Origin of the sequence: Sphingobacterium thalpophilum, from assembly GCF_901482695.1 — a bacterium.
GTDB classification, from domain to species: Bacteria; Bacteroidota; Bacteroidia; order Sphingobacteriales; family Sphingobacteriaceae; genus Sphingobacterium; species Sphingobacterium thalpophilum.
Window position 1 is genome coordinate 2417943 of record NZ_LR590484.1, and the last position, 18254, is coordinate 2436196.

Genomic DNA, 18254 nt, shown 5'->3' on the forward strand with positions numbered 1-18254 from the left:
AAACACATTATTGCATATGAATAAAATTAGTTTGATAGTCGCGTTTTTCTTTGCGGTAACAACGTCGTTCGCACAGCATAAGAGTACGTGGATCTGGTATCCCGGCGATTATGAAGTCTGGCTAAGCAACGACATGCAAAATCGCCGTACAGAAAGAGGTACCTTTTTCCCACCATTCTGGAAAATGGACAGTCATTACGTACTTGTTGAGTTTAACAAAGAATTTGACTTACCTGCCGACGAAGAGATCAGTATTTATGCCGAAGGCAAATACAATGTGAAGATCAATGGCAAGATGCTGCCCGGAGCACCAGCGAAGGTACAGCTTCAGAAAGGAAAGCAAAAGATCAATATCAAGGTGTACAATCAGGCCAACGTTCCTGCCTTATATATTTCAGGGAAAAATGTGTATACTGACCATACCTGGAAAGCAACTTATGAGGATAAAGAGTGGATCGATGAAACAGGTAAAGCCTCCGATCAATCAGGAACGACTTATGTCAATGCCGGTTCCTGGAATTTTGATAGCGGCGCTGCCAAGCCTTCCACATTCAGGCTGCCTACCAGGCCACAGCAGGCGGTCGCTCAGGGCAGGCAGGGAAAAGGCTTTCTCGTAGATTTCGGAAAAAATACGTTCGGATATCTGACTTTTCAAAAGCTTGTCGGGCAAGGGAAATTAAAAATTTACTACGGGGAATCGAAGGAAGAGGCATTGGCGGCAGACCGATGTGAGACCCTGGATCTGCTGGATGTTAGTCTGAAGGCGCCGACAGACAGTACTCTTGAGCTTTCTAAAGCATTTCGTTTTGTTTATGTGGAGCCTGAGGGTACAGTACGCTTCGGTCAGGTAGGGATGTTATATGAGTACTTGCCGGTGGAAGACCGTGGTGCTTTCCGAAGTTCGGATCAGGAATTGAACCGCATATGGGAGGTGGCCAAATATACGATGGAGCTTACCTCCAGGGAATTCTATATTGACGGTATCAAACGTGACCGCTGGATATGGAGTGGTGACGCATATCAGTCATATGCCATGAACTATTACCTCGGATTTGATGCCGAGACAGTAAAGCGGACTATTTTGGCTTTACGCGGAAAAGAACCTACCGTGAGCCATATCAATACAATTATGGACTATACCTTTTACTGGTTTTTAAGTATCTACGATTACTATCGATATACTGGCGATAAAGAGTTCATTACGGCAATTTACCCGCGGATGAAAACGTTGATGCAGTTCTGTCTTGACAGACGCAATACGGAGGGATTGATGCAGGGGCTGGCTGGAGACTGGGTATTTATTGACTGGGCTGAGGGACTGAGTAAACAGGGAGAAGTCAGCTTTGAGCAGTTGCTGCTCTGCCGCAGCCTCGAAACAATGGCCCTATGCGCCCATCTGGTCGGTCAGCCGCAGGACAATCAAATGTACCAAAAGGAGGCCGCCATACTGAAAGATAAATTGTTTGCCTACTATTGGAATAAGCAGAAAAATGCTTTTGCACATAGCCGCATAGCAGGACAACAAACAGAAAATATTACCCGGTATACCAATATGTTTGCCATCTTCTTTGATTATCTCAATCAAGAGCAACGTGCCGGTATTAAATCCAACGTACTGCTCAATGATGAAGTACAGAAGATTACGACACCTTACATGCGGTATTATGAGCTCGAGGCACTCTGTGAACTGGGAGAAAAGGACTACGTAATGAAGGAGCTAAAAGACTATTGGGGCGGAATGTTGAAGCTGGGTGCGACCACCTTCTGGGAAGAATACAACCCGGCAAAAAAAGGAGCGGAGCACTATGCAATGTATGGACGGGATTTTGGCAAAAGCCTATGCCATTCCTGGGGAGCTAGTCCAATTTACTTGCTCGGTAAATATTATTTAGGAGTAAAACCTATTGAAGCCGGATATAGCCGCTACGAAATCTCCCCTTATCTGGCATCTCAGGAGTGGATGGAAGGTAAAGTACCAACACCGAAAGGAGAAATTGAGTTGTATGTCTCGAAAAGAAAAATCAAAGTGATTTCGCCGGTAGGCACTGGGGTATTGAAATTTTCCAGCAAAACCTTACCTCGGGTCAACCGTGGTCAGGTAAAACATGTTACTGATCATCACTATGAGCTCCTATTGGAGCCGGGCCTGCTATACGAAGTAGACTATACCGATGCAGGTAAATAAGCGTAAGACCATGAAAATAAACCGATATACTATATTTTGCGCGCTGAGCAGCTTGGTGTTGCTTCTGGCGGGTACAGTTAAAGGACAGACGGTCGACGGCAAGCCCGCTGTTATCCCTCCTGTACCTGATGGAAGAATTCCGGAAGCGTGGGAAAATCCGATGATTACCTCGATCAACCGAGATCCCTCACGAGCGACAGCTTATTCCTATGCGACGGTGGAAGAGGCATTAAAAAATGATCGGACGAACAATAAACGGATGCTGTTTTTAAATGGTGACTGGGACTTTAAATTCGTATATAAACCCGCTGATGCTCCTCAAAATTTTCATCTGGAAGAAGTAAAAGGCTGGGATAAGATCCATGTCCCTTCCAATTGGGAAATGCAAGGTTACGATATTCCGATTTACCGTTCGGCAGTCTACCCGTTTACACCTATTGATCCACCACGGATTCCGAAAGACTATAACGGCGTTGGTTCCTACCAAAAGACTTTCGAACTTCCGTCGTCCTGGGAAGGCATGAATATTACCTTGCATTTCGGCGGTGTCACTTCAGCTTATCAACTGTGGGTCAATGACAAATATGTTGGCTATGCCGAAGATTCGTGTTTACCCTCCGAATTCAATGTTACGCCTTACCTTAGAAAAGGTAAAAACCGTGTCTCGGTTCAAGTGCTGCGCTGGAGCGATGCGTCTTATCTTGAAGACCAGGATCATTGGCGTATGAGTGGCATCCATCGGGAAGTATTCCTAATGGCCGAACCGAAGGTGCGCATTGCGGATTTCCATTGGCAGGCAACGTTGGATGCGGCTTATCGGGACGCCAAATTCTCCCTTCGCCCAAAGATTGATAATTTCTCGGGCGACAGCATCAGTGGCTTCACGTTGAAAGCACAGCTTTATGATGCCAACAATCAAGCTGTCCTGTCCAAACCATTGGAAAAGGATGCTGCAGCAATCTTCGATGAAATCTATCCAAGGTTGGATAATGTCAAATTTGGCTTATTGGAGACGACTCTTCAAAACCCGAAGAAATGGTCGCCGGAGGAACCGAACCTCTACCGCTTGGTGTTGACCTTATATGATAAGGACAATCGTCTGCTGGAGGCCAAGACCTGTCAGGTCGGGTTTCGTACGATTGCTTTTTCGCCACAGGATGGTAAGCTATTGATTAACGGTCGGACAACTTATCTGTACGGTGTAAATCGCCATGATCATCACCCCGAACGGGGGAAAGCGCTGACGCGCGAAGATATGGAAGCAGATATTCGTCAGATCAAACAATTCAACTTTAACGCGATCAGAACTTCACATTATCCGAATGACCCCTACATCTATGAGCTGTGCGACCGTTACGGTATTATGGTGATGGACGAAGCCAACATGGAAACGCATGGCCTCGGGGGGAAATTGATGAACGATCCAGCTTGGCTCGCAGCCCTGAATGAACGCGTTGTACGTATGGTACAAAGAGATAAAAATCACCCCTCTATCATCATCTGGTCACTGGGGAATGAATCGGGTAGAGGGCCGAATACAGCCGCAATGGCCGCGTGGATACATGATTTTGATATTACGCGTCCAGTACACTACGAACCGGCAATGGGAAGTCATCAGCTACCCGGATACATTGACCCTTCGGATCCGCGCTATCCAAAGTCCAATGATCATTCGCATCGTCTTCAAAATAGCAAAGATCAATATTATGTTGATATCGTATCCCGTTTTTATCCGGGGATTTTCACGCCATCACTTTTATTAAATCAGGATAATGGTGATCATCGGCCCATTCTGTTTGTCGAATACACGCATTCTATGGGTAACTCAACGGGTAATATCTACGATTTTTGGGAGATCTTTCGTTCCAGGCCGCGTCTGATAGGAGGTTTTATATGGGACTATAAAGATCAAGCACTGGTTCGGAATGACTCCATTTATGGGAAGGTACTGGCCTATGGTGGTGACTTTGGTGAAAAAGTACATAATGGTGCATTTAGCCTTAATGGTATCGTAGATGCATGGAATAAACCCAAAGCGGCTATGTATGAAAATAAACGGATCTATCAGCCCGCAGAGGTTACCTTGGCGGACGCTGAAAAGATCAGCCTGAACATTAAAAACAGATCGGCTGTACTGAACCTAAATCATTACGATGCAGTCCTGTTGTTCCAGAGAAATGGTCAACTTCTGAAAGAAGTGCCCATACCCGCCATTGATCTGGCCGCAGGAGATTCTATGCAGCTCGCTTTTGCTCGCTATCTACCGTTTAAACGAACTGCAGATCACGAATATCAGCTTGATATCCAATTCCGTTTGCGCGAGGCGACCGCTTGGGCACCGAGAGGTTTTGTGGTTTCCTCTTCCCAGGTTAGATTGCAGGAGCGACCCAATATGTTGCGTAAGCTGCCAAATACCGGAAGTGCATTGAAGAAAACCGAAACCACAGAAGACATTCAGGTCGCCGGCAAAGAATTTCAGGTAATCTTTGACAAATCAACCGGAAGTCTGTCTTCCTTTATTTACGGGGGACAGGAGGTCATTAAGGAAGCTGTACGACCTAACTTCACAAGACCGGCTACCGACAACGACCGTCGCGGATGGAAGCCGGAGAAAAAGCTAAAATATTGGTATAGCGAACCCAAATTGGTATCGCTAACTGCGCAGCCAAAAGGTCCAGATTACGAATTCCGGGCCCAGTATGCATTACCGGGAGATTCGGCGAAGGTACAGGTCGTGTATATGGTCAAAAGTTCGGGAATTGTATCCGTTGATTATCAACTGCATGTAAAAGCTGGTCTGTCTAACCTGCCAAAAGTCGGTCTCCAAATGGGAATCAATCCCACATTTGAGGATATACAGTACTATGGCTTAGGACCAATGGAGAACTATCCCGACCGTGCCTATGGTTTTGACCTTGGGGTTTACCATATGAACATCGATCAATTGATGGAGCATTATCTTTATCCACAAGAAAACGGCAACCGCATGGATGTACGCTGGATGCATCTTAAGGGTAAAAATGCGGGTTTACTGGTGGTTGGCCAACAACCTTTATCTATGAGCGCATGGCCGTATTCACAGCAGGCTATTGTTGCTGCGAAACATTGGTTTAAATTGAAAAAGGAAGATAAGATCACTTTAAATGTGGATCTCAAGCAAATGGGCGTTGGTGGAAATGATACTTGGACAGATGTGTCGCAGCCGCTGGCAAAATATCAAATTCCAGCAAAAGACTACAGCTATTCATTTTATTTGATTCCAACGGATCAGAAGCGGTCTATACAACAATTTGTTGAAAATTAATCGGTAGGTATGATAAAGCGGGACCAGATAAAGCGTCTTAAACATGAAGGATAACAGTTCCAAAATAATTTTTACAGATCGTCGGACAAAAAAGATGGGTATGACGAGGATTAAACTGCTACTGGGGACAAGTCTTCTTTTGGGTTGTCTGAACAGTAATGCACAGATCAAAGGTATTCCGGCGGAATTAGTGCCGTTGGACCAGCGTTCGTTCGAACAGGCAAAACCATGGGTGTTTTGGTATTTTATGCACGCGAGCTATTCCAAAGAAGGCATTGCTGCGGATCTCAAAGCGATGGCCGAAAACAATATCGCGGGTGCCTACCTTGCCCCCATTAAAGGGAAGACCAATCCACCGCTTTTCGAGCCACCTACAGAATCGTTGACTCCCGAATGGTGGGACATGTTCAAATACATTGTGTCCGAGGCAAAAAAGTATGGTCTTAAAATCGCTCTATTGCCCAATGACGGTTTTGCAACAGCAGGTGGACCATGGGTCACCCCAGAAAAATCCATGCAAAAAGTTGTTCACGAGGATACATTGGTCAATAGCCATGGTGAAGAACTGCAGCACTTGAAGTTACCTCAGCCACCTACGGAGCAGGGGTATTATCAGGATATCGCTTTATTTGCCATGCCGCTGGAGAATTTTGCCAGAACGAGTTTTACGGAAAAAGTGGAGGTAACCAATAGCTATGGCGAAGATTTGCAACGCCTGGCCGACCGGGATAATAGCCGGCAGTTTGCCACGGCCGCTCCGGGCTGGATACAGTTTGCCTTTACAGAGCCATTCCCCTGCAATTCGTTAAAAATTGAATGGACGGCATCCAACTATCAGGCGAATAGATTGCAGGTCTGGGTCAGCGACGACGGCATCACTTTTCGAAAGGTTACACAACTGGAATCTCCAAGGATGGGATGGCTGGATTGGGATAATGGTGTAACGCATTTGATTCCCTATACCAAGGCCCGGTATTTCCGTTTCGTTTACGATCCTGCTGGCAGCGAGCCGGGAGGCGAGGACCTGGATTCGGGTAAATGGAAGCCCTCATTAAAGCTTACCGGCATTCGCCTATTTGAAGAAGCGCACGTGAATCAGATCGAAGGTAAGACCGGTGAAATATGGCGTGTAGGCAAGAGCTCTGATCCAGCATCTGTCGCTAAAGAGTCTATATGGAGAGCACAGAAGCTGATTCAGCTGCCCAAACCCGATGGCACTGGCCATGTTGATCTGTCGCTACCTCAAGGAAAATGGAAAATACTGCGGATCGGACATACATCTACAGGGCATAAAAACGAGACTGCGGGAGCTGGGAAAGGCTTGGAATGTGATAAGTTGGATGCGAGCACTGTGGCCTTTCAATTTGACCAATGGTTTGGCGCTGCCAAAAAAAAGGTAGACCCCGACCTTTCCAAGGAGGTGCTGACGGTATTCCATATTGATTCCTGGGAGTGTGGCAGCCAGAATTGGACTCATAATTTCCCAGCTGAATTTTTGAAACGACGGGGGTATGATTTAACGACCTATTTGCCTGTTTTGGCTGGGTATTTTGTCAATAGTGTCGCAGATTCGGAAGGCTTTTTGCAGGACTATAGACAGACCATTAGCGAGCTGCTGCAGGAGAATAGTTATGGAACACTGCGCAGAAAATCCGACGAATACGGCGTAGAGTTTACGGCGGAAGCCACAGCGCCAGTCATGACGGGTGACGGCCTGGCACATTTTGCAGCAACGGATCGTCCGATGGGTGAATTTTGGCTGCGAAGCCCATCACAAGACAAACCTACAGATATCCTGGATGCTGTTTCGGGAAGCCATATTTATGGCAAACAAGTAACCATGGCAGAGGCTTTTACGCAGATCAGGGCCCAATGGGATGAGCATCCCCGATTATTGAAAAGTTTACAAGACCGGAATTATGCCTTGGGCATCAATAATCTAGTCTACCACGTGTATGTGCATAACCCCTGGATGGACCGCAAGCCGGGGATGACCATGGATGGTATCGGAACCTATTTTCAGCGAGACCAAACCTGGTGGAAACCAGGAAAAGAATGGGTTAATTACGCCATCCGATCCCAGCAGCTTTTGCAATACGGTGTGCCAGTTCGGGATGTAGCAGTGTTTATCGGCGAAGAGATCCCAAGACGGTCCGTGCTGCCCAGTAACTTGGTTGACGTCCTTCCCGGCGTCATTGGTAAGGCCCGCGTACTACGGACAGATTCGCTGTTGACCAATACAGGTCTACCATTACAAAAAGTGGCAGGCGTGACTACGAGTGCCAATATGTATAGGCCTGAAGACTGGATCGACCCCTTGCGGGGATATGCTTACGACTCGTTTAATCCGGACGCTCTCTGGAATCAAACTAAGGTGCAGGATGGTCAGGTTATTTTTACAAATCATATCGCTTACTCTTTATTGGTAATGCCTGGCAAAACAGCCTTAAACCCCAACGGGAGCCAATATTCATGGCGAACGCTGGACCGGCTACGGACCTTGATCCGTCAGGGCGCTACGGTGCTATTTCAAGATATTCCCCATACATGGCGAGGTAAGCTCACAGATGTGAAAATACGGGAATATACAGACTTAGTGGAAGAGCTATTTGAGGGGCTGAAGCCCTTTCCGAATACGACCTTACAATTTAAGCAAATCGGAAAGGGACGTGTGCTCGTCGGTCGCTACCAAGCCAACGATTTTACTCCATTGGGTATAGACCCTGATGTCGTGATCAATCGGGGGGTAAATTCCCATATCTCGTGGAACCACCGCCGTTTTGAAGGAGGTCATTTGTTCTTCGTGGCCAATCAGGACAGTTTGATGCGAAAGGCCCCGCTATCGCTTCGGACAAAAAATACGCATGCATATCATTATGATCCGGTACTTGACCGGCTCAGCAACTTGCCTTTTAAGCTACAGAATGACAGAATGGTCATTGAATTAACCTTAGATGCCTACCAGTCCGGTTTTGTTTTGACAAGCGATAAGGCACTTAATCTCCCCAAGTATCAAATTTTAGACACCCTGCCCCTTAGCGGACCTTGGCTGTTTACGCCGGATGGTTTGCCTGATAAAAACTCCTTCAAACAACAGGAGCCTCAATTTTGGACAGAAAGTGCCGACAACGAGATTAAATACCTTGCTGGCTCGGGTAGCTATGAAACGCAGTTGAATGTAGTACATATTAGTAAAAAACAACGGGCATATTTGCAATTTTCGACGATTGAATCCCTCGCCGAAGTTTTTGTCAATGGTCAGTATGCGGGTGTCGTTTGGACTAAGCCTTATCAGATTGACGTGACCGATTTCATTCGAAAGGGCAACAATAAGGTCGTAGTCAAAGTGTATAATACTTGGGGCAATCGCTTCTTGTATGAAAAAGAAAATCCAACGGTAGAAAAGAGAATAAAATCCACAGCATCAGACAAGTTTCTCAAAGGTCTGCTACCTTCGGGCCTGCAGGGGAGAGTCGAGTTACTGTGGCTAGATGCAAAATGAAAAGAATTATGAATACGAAGTGTAAATTGCTGATGCTCACCTTTTCTGTCGCCATGTTTGCGCAAGCCGGAGCACAGGAAAAGTCGATTACCAATACCGGAGCAAGCCCATATGCCGTTCAGACGGCGGTTGATATGGGGGAGGTGAAATGGACCAAGGGATTTTGGGCCGATCGTACAAAATCCTGCTATGAACAAATGGTCCCTCAGCTGTGGAATGTATACACGGATGCTTCCTTTAGTCACGCTTATCGCAATTTTGAGATTGCGGCGGGGCTGAAAAAAGGGGAACATAAGGGGCCATCATTTCATGATGGCGATTTCTATAAAACATTGGAAGCCGTCTGCGCGATTTATGCGCAAACGAAGGATAAAAAATTACTTGGCATGCTGGACGAAGTAATCCCTGTGATCCGCAAAGCGCAACGTGCTGACGGATATATTTATACCAAGGCAACAATTGATCAGCAGCAATCGGGAAAAAATATTGAATTTCAGGACCGTCTAAGTTTTGAGTCTTACAATATTGGACACTTAATGACAGCAGGCTGCATACATTATCGGGTGACAGGGCAACGTCCACTGTTGGATATCGCGATAAAAGCCGCCGACTATCTATATGGCTTTTATAAAAAATCTAATCCTACGCTGGCTAGAAATGCAATTTGTCCGTCGCATTATATGGGTACTGTTGAGCTCTATCGGACAACCAAAGACCCCAAATATCTGGAACTGGCCAAGCACTTGATCGACATCAAAGGTGAGATCGAAGACGGTACGGATGATAACCAGGACCGTATTCCTTTTCGTAAGCAGCATAAGGCTACCGGACATGCCGTACGGGCCAGCTATCTCTACGCAGGCGTCGCCGATTTATGCGCTGAAATTGCAGATACCACGCTGAGCAATCGTCTTTTTGAGATCTGGGATGATGTCACGCAGCACAAGATGTACATCACTGGCGGTTTGGGTGCCTTGTATGATGGAACCTCACCAGATGGTACTTCATATGATCCCAAGGAAGTGCAAAAAATCCATCAGGCATTTGGCCGGGATTATCAGTTGCCAAACTTGACCGCGCATAATGAGAGCTGCGCGAATATTGGTAATTTGTTGTGGAATTGGCGCATGGCGAATTTTACAGGTGATGCGAAGTATATTGATATTCTGGAATTGGCACTGTACAACAGCGTGCTTTCTGGTATCAGCCTCGACGGCGACAAATTTCTATATACCAACCCGTTGAGTTACTCCTCTGATTTGCCTTTTCAGCAGCGCTGGTCCAAAAAACGCGTTCCTTACATTTCTTTGTCCAATTGTTGTCCACCCAATATCGTTCGTACCGTTGCTGAGGTAGCTAATTATGCTTATGGTCTATCTTCAGATGCCGTGCTGGTAAATCTATATGGAGGAAATGAATTGAACACAACTTATCGCGGAAAGCAGATCAACATTGTGCAGCAGTCCAACTATCCTTGGGAAGGCACTGCCTTGTTTACCCTACAGGAATTTCCCGCCGGTTATGCTTTGAAGCTACGTATCCCCGGCTGGGCTGGAAGAGCTGAAATATGGCGAAATGACGAGCGGATCGAAGCGCGCGTAGAAAAAGGGTATGCTGTTCTATCGGGCGCCCTAAAAAAAGGAGATCGCATTGCAATCAAATTGCCGATGGAGGTTTCTTTTATGGAATCAAATCCATTGGTTGAGGAGACACGCAATCAAATTGCCGTCATGCGGGGACCGATCGTCTACTGTCTGGAAAAGCAGGATGTAGCTACAGATGTGAACATCTTTGACTTGAAGATGAAGCAAGCCGAACATTTTACGCCCAGACATGAATATATATTGGGGCAGGATATCGTGCTACTGGAAGGAAACGCTTACCGCACCAGCAATGCGAAATGGGACTCGCTTTATCGCAGAGCGTCCAATAACAATCAAGAAGCCATCCCTGTACGTTTGGTGCCCTATTTTGCGTGGGGAAACCGTACATTTGGTGATATGGCCGTGTGGCTGCCCGTGTTTTGATGAGCTCTCAGTTACAGGATGTTTGTATGCTGATTAATTAGCTGGAACAGTGATAAATGCATAATTTATAAAAATGAAAACTTATTTACTTGCTATATTTCTAATTATCGGGCAGTTGGGGGCTCATGCGAAAGTCCGCTTGTCTGCCCTTTTTACGGACGGAATGGTCTTGCAGCAGCAGAGTAGGGTACCTCTCTGGGGCTGGGCAGATCCACAGGCAACGGTTACCGTGCAGACCTCCTGGAACGGGCGAAAGTACCAAGTGAAGGCTGACCAACTGGGACAATGGAAAATCGTTGTGCAAACACCTGTGGCGGGAGGACCTTATCGGATTACAATTGCCGAACAGCAGGCCATCGAGCTTCGTGATATTCTGATTGGCGAGGTGTGGCTATGCTCTGGGCAATCGAACATGGAAATGCCGCTGAAGGGGTACCCCGGACAGCCTATTCTAGGCAGCACGGAAGCGATTATGAATTCGAAAGATGACCTGCTGCGTATCTATACGGTACCTCGAAACCCATCTTTGCAGCCTGTGGCCGATAGTAAGCCCAGTGTTTGGAAGAAAGCTGAGCCAGCGTCAGTAGTTGGTTTTAGTGCAACGGCCTATTTCTTTGGCCGACAATTGCGTAAAACTTTGGGGGTACCCGTGGGGCTCATTCACAGTAGTTATGGTGGTTCGAACATCGAAGCGTGGATGGAAGCGTCCTGGCTGGCTGATCAAAAAGATATCGAGATCCCCAGACAGGAGTCGGGACTGAAAGACAAAAACCGCGTTCCAACCATGCTTTATAATGGTATGATCCATCCTATTGCCGGATATGGCATCCGTGGGTTTATTTGGTATCAGGGTGAGTCCAACTACGAACGCGCAGACCAATATGAGATACTCTTCCCGCGAATGGTTGAAAAATTCCGTGAATTATGGGGGAACTCAGCGCTTCCATTTTATTTCACACAGATTGCACCCTTTGATTATGCATCATTGCCACCTTATCATAAGGGAGGGAAATTCAATTCGGCCTACCTGCGGGATGCACAACGAAGATCTCTGGATAAAATCCCTTATTCGGGCATGGCAGTAACATTGGATCTGGGCGAGCAAAATTGTATACATCCATCCCATAAACGTGAAGGTGGTGAACGATTGGCTTATCTGGCTCTGCATGATGTCTACGGCTTTGAATCCATCCATCTAAAAAGTCCGGTTTATGATAAGCTTGAAATCAAGGGCAGTACCGCTATACTTTCATTCCGGGACGCTCCTTTGGGTTTGACATCATATGGTAAAGAAGTGACAACTTTTGAAATTGCGGGCAAAGATAAAGTGTTTTATCCGGCACAAGCCGCGCTGAGAGGGAAGACGATTGTCATTGCCTCACCCAAGGTAGATGAGCCGGTGGCTGTGCGCTACGCTTTTCAAGACTTTGTTATAGGAGACGTCTTCGGCGCCAACGGAATGCCGTTGAGCTCATTTCGAACAGACGATTGGTAGATAAACGTTATGACCAAAAAATTTATCTTTAGTATTATATTCTTTCTTGTTACTGTTTTGAGTCCCGTGGTGGCCCAGGATATCCGATGGAAAGATTATTACGTGTCCTGGACGACACAAAGTAAGAATTCATCCGAATCCATGCCGATGGGTGGGGGCGACATTGGTTTGAATGTGTGGGTTGAAGACGGTGAATTGTTGCTGTATTTAGGTAAAACAGGCGCATTTGACGAGAACAATACCTTGCTTAAGCTCGGCCGTATCCGTGTGCATCTTTATCCCAATCCGTTTGAAGGGGATAAATTTCTGCAAGAATTGCAGCTGGACAAAGGACATATCCTTGTAAAAGGTGAACATCAAGGTGTCAAAGCAGAAATTTTGGTTTGGGTAGATGTGTTCAGCCCAAACGTCCATCTCGAAATCAAAGCAAATCAGAACGTCAATGTGCAAGCTGCATATGAAAACTGGCGTTTTCAGGACCTTTTTCCGAAGAAGAAAGAAAATAATGCAAATTCGTGGAAATGGGCTCCTCCTGGACCTGTGGTCACATACAAAGATCAGGTTGAAGCCGCAGCAAATAAGATTTTCTTTTATCATCAAAATCAGGACAGCACAGCGTTTGATATCGTGGTGAATCAACAAGGCCTGTCGGCCATTAAGGATTCCTTGTACAACCCACTCAAGAAGCTAACCTCGGGCGGCCTTTTTCAAGGGCATGATTTTATATATGCCGGCCAGCTTAGCGGGCGCTACATGAATACTCCGTATCAGTCCTGGATACTCAAAAGCCAGCGCGCGAAGCGGAATCATGCGCTTCAGGTGACGTTGCATGTGGACCAGTCAATGCAACTTTCGCGCTGGAAAACAGATGTAAATACTTTGGCAAAGCCCAAAGTGTCTGTATTGGCGACCAAGCGCGCAACAGAATCTTGGTGGGAAGCGTTTTGGAATAGAAGTTATATTGTCATCCTACCCGAACAGAAAGATCCAGAAAATGAGGCTTGGCAAGTGGGCCGAAATTATCAGTTGTTTCGATTTATGCTGGCTTGTAATGCCTATGGGAACTACCCAACGAAATTTAACGGCGGTTTATTTACCTATGACCCTGTCGCCGTCGATAGCAGCTTCCATTTTACGCCAGATTTCCGGAATTGGGGCGGAGGCACACATACCGCACAGAATCAGCGATTGGTCTATTGGCCCATGCTGAAAAGCGGGGACTTTGACATGCTGCCTGCACAATTTAAATTTTACCAGCGTATATTAAAAAATGCGGAGTGGCGGTCACGTGTGTATTGGGGACACGGAGGAGCCAGTTTTACCGAGCAGATTGAAAATTTTGGTCTTCCCAACCCAGCGGAATATAATTGGAAACGGCCAAAAGATTTTGATAAAGGCCTTGAATACAATGCCTGGCTTGAGTACCAATGGGATACCGTCCTCGAGTTTTGTATGATGATGCTCGAAACGGACCGGTATCAGGGAGCTGATATTCGGAGTTATATCCCATTTATCGAGAGCTGCCTGCGTTTTTTTGACGAGCATTATCACTATCGGGCCCGACAATTGGGCAGTAAGCTGCTGGATGACAAGGGGCATCTGGTGTTGTATCCCGGATCCTCCGCAGAGACCTACAAAATGGCTTATAATGCCTCGACGACAATTGCAGCGTTGCAGCAGGTAACCCAACGGATGCTTACCCTGCCAGAAACTTTGGTCAGCCCGGGGCTGAGAAAGTATCTACAGGGCTTTTTATCCCGAATCCCACCATTGCCGCTAAGGGAGCTGAATGGAAAAACGTTATTGGCTCCAGCACAACAATGGGCCCGGATCAACAATACAGAGTCGCCACAGCTTTACGGCGTATATCCTTGGGGAATTTATGGTATTGGCCGGCCTGATATCGATATCGCAATCAATACGTACAGGTATGATCCCGATGTGCGTAAATTCAGAAGCCATGTCGGCTGGAAACAGCATAATATATTTGCTGCACGCCTGGGGTTGACGGATGAAGCGAAAGAATTGACGACGCTAAAACTCAAGAACGCAGATCGCCGGTTTCCGACATTCTGGGGACCCGGGTTTGATTGGGTACCGGACCACAATTGGGGGGGCTCAGGAATGATCGGCTTACAAGAGATGCTGCTGCAGGCCACTGATGACAAGATCTATCTTTTTCCGGCGTGGCCCAAGGATTGGGATGTGGATTTTAAATTACATGCCCCGGACCAGACCACCATCGAAGGGCGATTAAAAAGTGGAAAATTATCTGATCTTAAAGTTTCTCCCCAAGAAAGAGAAGCAGATATTGTGAATCTTTCGCAATAGTCGCAGGCAGGTTATACCTGCCCGATAAAAAAAAAAGGAATAAAAATGGCTGTACCGCTTTTTGTGGTCAGCCTTTTTTTTGCACATCATAACAGTGCATAACAGTTCACAAAAATCAAACAATTAACTTAGTTGCAAAGAACCTAAATAAAGTATATATGAATGCAGTCTTCGGAGTTATATTTCATTTCATTGGCGGATTCGCCTCGGGAAGTTTTTATGTGCCGTATAAGAAAGTGAAAAATTGGTCATGGGAATCCATGTGGATTCTAGGCGGACTTTTTTCATGGATTATCGTACCGCCAATAGCGGCGATGCTGACTATACCTAATTTTGTTGATATTATTAAAGAGACCGATAATTCTATTTTAGGATATACATTTCTATTTGGCTTGCTTTGGGGAGTCGGAGGCTTGACTTACGGCCTAGGTGTTCGATATCTCGGTGTATCCTTGGGAAGCAGTATCATTCTGGGCCTGAGTATGGTATTTGGCTCCCTGATGCCGAGTATTTACTATTTCTTTAATAAGGCCAGTGGTAAGCATGGGATAGATTATTTTTTCACCACAAATTCTGGGATCTGTATTCTGATCGGGCTCTTGGTCTGTATACTTGGTGTATACCTCTGCGGTAAGGCAGGTGTTTCTAAAGAGCGACATTTATCCACCTTAGCTGTTGAAAACAAGGCGGATTACAATTTTGGCTTGGGCATCGTTGTCGCTATCATTTCAGGAATACTGAGTGCCTGTTTCAATTTTGGAATAGAGGCGGGTAAGCCCATGGCGGACGTCGCAAATGCGCTGTGGAAAGCTGCTAACCCCGATCAAGGGGAATTTCTTTATCAAAATAATGTGACCTACATCGTGATTCTTTGGGGTGGCTTTGCAACGAATTTTCTCTGGTGCCTGTATTTGTTGATCAAGAACAAAACGTATGGGGATTATGTGAAGTCGGAAACACCTAAAGGTAAAAATCTGCTTTTGTGTGCGATGGCCGGAACGACCTGGTATCTGCAATTTTTCTTTTATGGTATGGGAGAAAGTCGTTTGGGGAATGGGGCTAGCTCGTGGATATTGCACATGGCATTTATCATCCTGATTTCAAACGCTTGGGGTGTCGTGCTTAAAGAATGGAAGGGGGTAGACCGATCGACCTATCGTTCCATCATTGGAGGAATCGTAACAATTATTATTTCCATTTGCATTGTGGGATTTGCAAAGACATTAGAAAATTAATATTTAAATAAATATAGAAGAAGTGAAAACGTACAAACATGTCAATTATTTATGGGACGACGAAAAAGCTCAGGCACTACAAGGTGATGAAGTGGCTTTACTCTTATATCGTTCGAATATTTTAGGTGCTGATTTAAGGATTACAAATTATGGTGGAGGCAATACGTCCTGCAAAGTTTGGGAAAAAGACCCCTTGACCGGTGAGCAAGTAGAGGTCATGTGGATTAAAGGGTCAGGAGGAGATATCGGAACACTGAAGAAATCAGGCTTGGCGGCATTATATCTCAAGCGCTTACGTAACCTGGAAAATGTGTACCGTGGTCTGGAACATGAAGATGAAATGGTGGAGCTGTTTAACCATTGTATTTATGACCTGGCGTCAAAAGCGCCATCAATTGATACACCATTGCATGGCTTCCTGCCTTTTAAACACATTGACCATTTGCACCCCGACGCAGCTATTGCGATCGCTGCGGCCAAGGATGGTAAAAAAATCACTCAGGAGTTGTTCAACGGTACCATTGGCTGGGTAGATTGGCAACGTCCGGGTTTTGATTTAGGCTTACAGCTCAGAGCTTGTCTAGAAGAAAATCCTGGCATCCGTGGTATTATGCTAGGATCGCATGGACTATTTACCTGGGGCGATACAGCCTATGAATGTTATATAAATTCATTGGATGTGATCGAAGCATGTGCCTCCTATCTCGAAGATAACTTTGGAAAAAAACGGCCTGTATTTGGTGGTCAAAAAGAAACGAGTCTACCTCAAGACGAACGGGCATCACAAGCCGCCAAATTAGCACCGATATTGAGAGGGTTCTGCTCCAGCGAACGTCATATGATCGGGCATTTTACCGATGATGAGCGGGTGTTAGAGTTTATCAACTCCAATGATCTGGAACGTTTGGCACCATTGGGGACGAGCTGTCCGGATCATTTTTTGAGAACTAAAATTCAGCCATTGGTATTGAATCTCGACAAGTCTGAGAATTTGGATGATGTCGAAGGGCTTAAAGCCAAATTGTCGCCTCTATTTGAAGAATATCGGGGAATGTATACGCAGTACTATGAAAGCTGCAAACACGACAATAGCCCTGCTATCCGTGATAAGAATCCGGTAATCGTCTTATATCCCGGAGTGGGCATGTTCTCTTTTGCAAAAGATAAACAGACAGCACGTGTGGCAGCCGAATTCTATATTAATGCCATCAATGTCATGAAAGGCGCTGAAGCCGTGAGCGAATATACCGCATTACCGCGTCAGGAAGCGTTCGATATCGAATACTGGTTGCTCGAGGAGGCGAAGTTACAGCGTATGCCAAAACCAAAAGCCTTGTCGGGTAAGATTGCTTTGGTCACTGGCAGCGGTGGCGGCATTGGTAAAGCAATAGCAAAGAAGATGGCGCAGGAAGGTGCTGTGGTAGTTCTTAATGACATTAACGCAGAGCGTTTGGCGGAATGCGAACAGGAGTTTGTTACGCACTTTGGTAAAGATGCCGTTATCTCCACTTTATTGGATGTAACCGACGAAGCTCAGATACGTGAAGCATTGAAGACTGCTTCGCTCGCATTTGGTGGAATCGATATCGTGGTTAACAACGCAGGGCTGTCAATTTCCAAATCCATCGAAGACCATACCCAAAAAGATTGGAATCTTCTATATGATGTTTTGGTAAAGGGACAGTTTTTGGTGACTCAGGCAGTAACGCCCATTTTAAAAGGACAACATATTGGCGGAGATATCCTGAATATTGTGAGTAAGAATGCATTGGTAAGCGGGCCTAACAATATAGGTTACGGAAGTGCAAAGGCTGCACAGCTGCATCTGAGTAGGTTGTGTGCTGCCGAACTTGGACCTTTTAAGGTGCGGGTCAATGTTGTTAACCCAGATGCGGTGATCTCTGATAGTAATATATGGGCTGGCGGATGGGCTGAAGGCCGCGCAAAGGCTTATGGCGTAACAGTGGAGGAACTGCCGGCTTACTATGCCAAGAGAACATTGCTGAATGAAATTATTCTTCCCGAAGATATCGCAAATGCCTGTTTTGCCTTTGTGGGAGGTCTTCTGCATAAGTCCACAGGAAACGTTCTGAACGTAGACGGAGGCGTAGCGATGGCGTTTGTACGTTAATTTTTATATCTTAGGTGTCGCGTTCGGAAAGGGAAAAAATGTAC

General features: G+C 46.0%; 8 protein-coding genes. All 8 read left to right on the plus strand.

The annotated features are described in order from the left end of the window. Positions 1 to 16 precede the first annotated feature (16 nt). The 8 genes from FGL37_RS10165 to FGL37_RS10200 all read left to right on the plus strand — a co-directional run bounded on the left by FGL37_RS10165 (position 17) and on the right by FGL37_RS10200 (position 18210). Positions 17 to 2185: an alpha-L-rhamnosidase-related protein gene (locus FGL37_RS10165; protein WP_037534454.1), complete on the plus strand. Its 2169-nt coding sequence runs from the start codon at positions 17 to 19 to the stop codon at positions 2183 to 2185. Between the two features lie 10 nt (positions 2186 to 2195). Next, complete coding sequence (locus tag FGL37_RS10170) at positions 2196 to 5489, plus strand: glycoside hydrolase family 2 TIM barrel-domain containing protein (protein ID WP_037534457.1); 3294 nt, start codon at positions 2196 to 2198, stop codon at positions 5487 to 5489. Positions 5490 to 5589: 100 nt separating this feature from the next. After that, positions 5590 to 8991 carry a glycosyl hydrolase gene (locus FGL37_RS10175; protein WP_028071978.1) on the plus strand — a complete coding sequence of 1134 codons (3402 nt, stop codon included), beginning with the start codon at positions 5590 to 5592 and terminating at the stop codon, positions 8989 to 8991. 8 nt (positions 8992 to 8999) lie between these two features. Then, a complete protein-coding gene (locus tag FGL37_RS10180; protein WP_028071979.1) occupies positions 9000 to 11018 on the plus strand; it encodes an aceric acid hydrolase in 2019 nt (672 codons plus the stop codon). A 73-nt stretch (positions 11019 to 11091) separates the two neighbouring features. Further along, entirely contained in the window at positions 11092 to 12513 is a 1422-nt protein-coding gene (locus tag FGL37_RS10185; protein WP_028071980.1) for a sialate O-acetylesterase, read from the plus strand. Positions 12514 to 12522: 9 nt separating this feature from the next. After that, on the plus strand, positions 12523 to 14844 hold the full coding sequence (locus FGL37_RS10190; protein WP_028071981.1) for a DUF5703 domain-containing protein: 2322 nt from the start codon (positions 12523 to 12525) through the stop codon (positions 14842 to 14844). 158 nt (positions 14845 to 15002) lie between these two features. Then, positions 15003 to 16079 carry an L-rhamnose/proton symporter RhaT gene (gene rhaT / locus FGL37_RS10195; protein WP_028071982.1) on the plus strand — a complete coding sequence of 359 codons (1077 nt, stop codon included), beginning with the start codon at positions 15003 to 15005 and terminating at the stop codon, positions 16077 to 16079. A 22-nt stretch (positions 16080 to 16101) separates the two neighbouring features. Beyond that, positions 16102 to 18210 (plus strand): bifunctional rhamnulose-1-phosphate aldolase/short-chain dehydrogenase, encoded by a 2109-nt coding sequence (locus FGL37_RS10200; RefSeq protein ID WP_037534343.1) that lies wholly within the window; start codon positions 16102 to 16104, stop codon positions 18208 to 18210. The last annotated feature ends 44 nt before the right edge of the window (positions 18211 to 18254 follow it).

Coding starts and splice junctions, on each gene's coding strand:
- FGL37_RS10165 (WP_037534454.1), top strand. CDS start 17: ATGAATAAAATTAGTTTGATAGTCGCGTTTTTCTTTGCGGTAACAACG.
- FGL37_RS10170 (WP_037534457.1), top strand. CDS start 2,196: ATGAAAATAAACCGATATACTATATTTTGCGCGCTGAGCAGCTTGGTG.
- FGL37_RS10175 (WP_028071978.1), top strand. CDS start 5,590: ATGACGAGGATTAAACTGCTACTGGGGACAAGTCTTCTTTTGGGTTGT.
- FGL37_RS10180 (WP_028071979.1), top strand. CDS start 9,000: ATGAATACGAAGTGTAAATTGCTGATGCTCACCTTTTCTGTCGCCATG.
- FGL37_RS10185 (WP_028071980.1), top strand. CDS start 11,092: ATGAAAACTTATTTACTTGCTATATTTCTAATTATCGGGCAGTTGGGG.
- FGL37_RS10190 (WP_028071981.1), top strand. CDS start 12,523: ATGACCAAAAAATTTATCTTTAGTATTATATTCTTTCTTGTTACTGTT.
- rhaT (WP_028071982.1), top strand. CDS start 15,003: ATGAATGCAGTCTTCGGAGTTATATTTCATTTCATTGGCGGATTCGCC.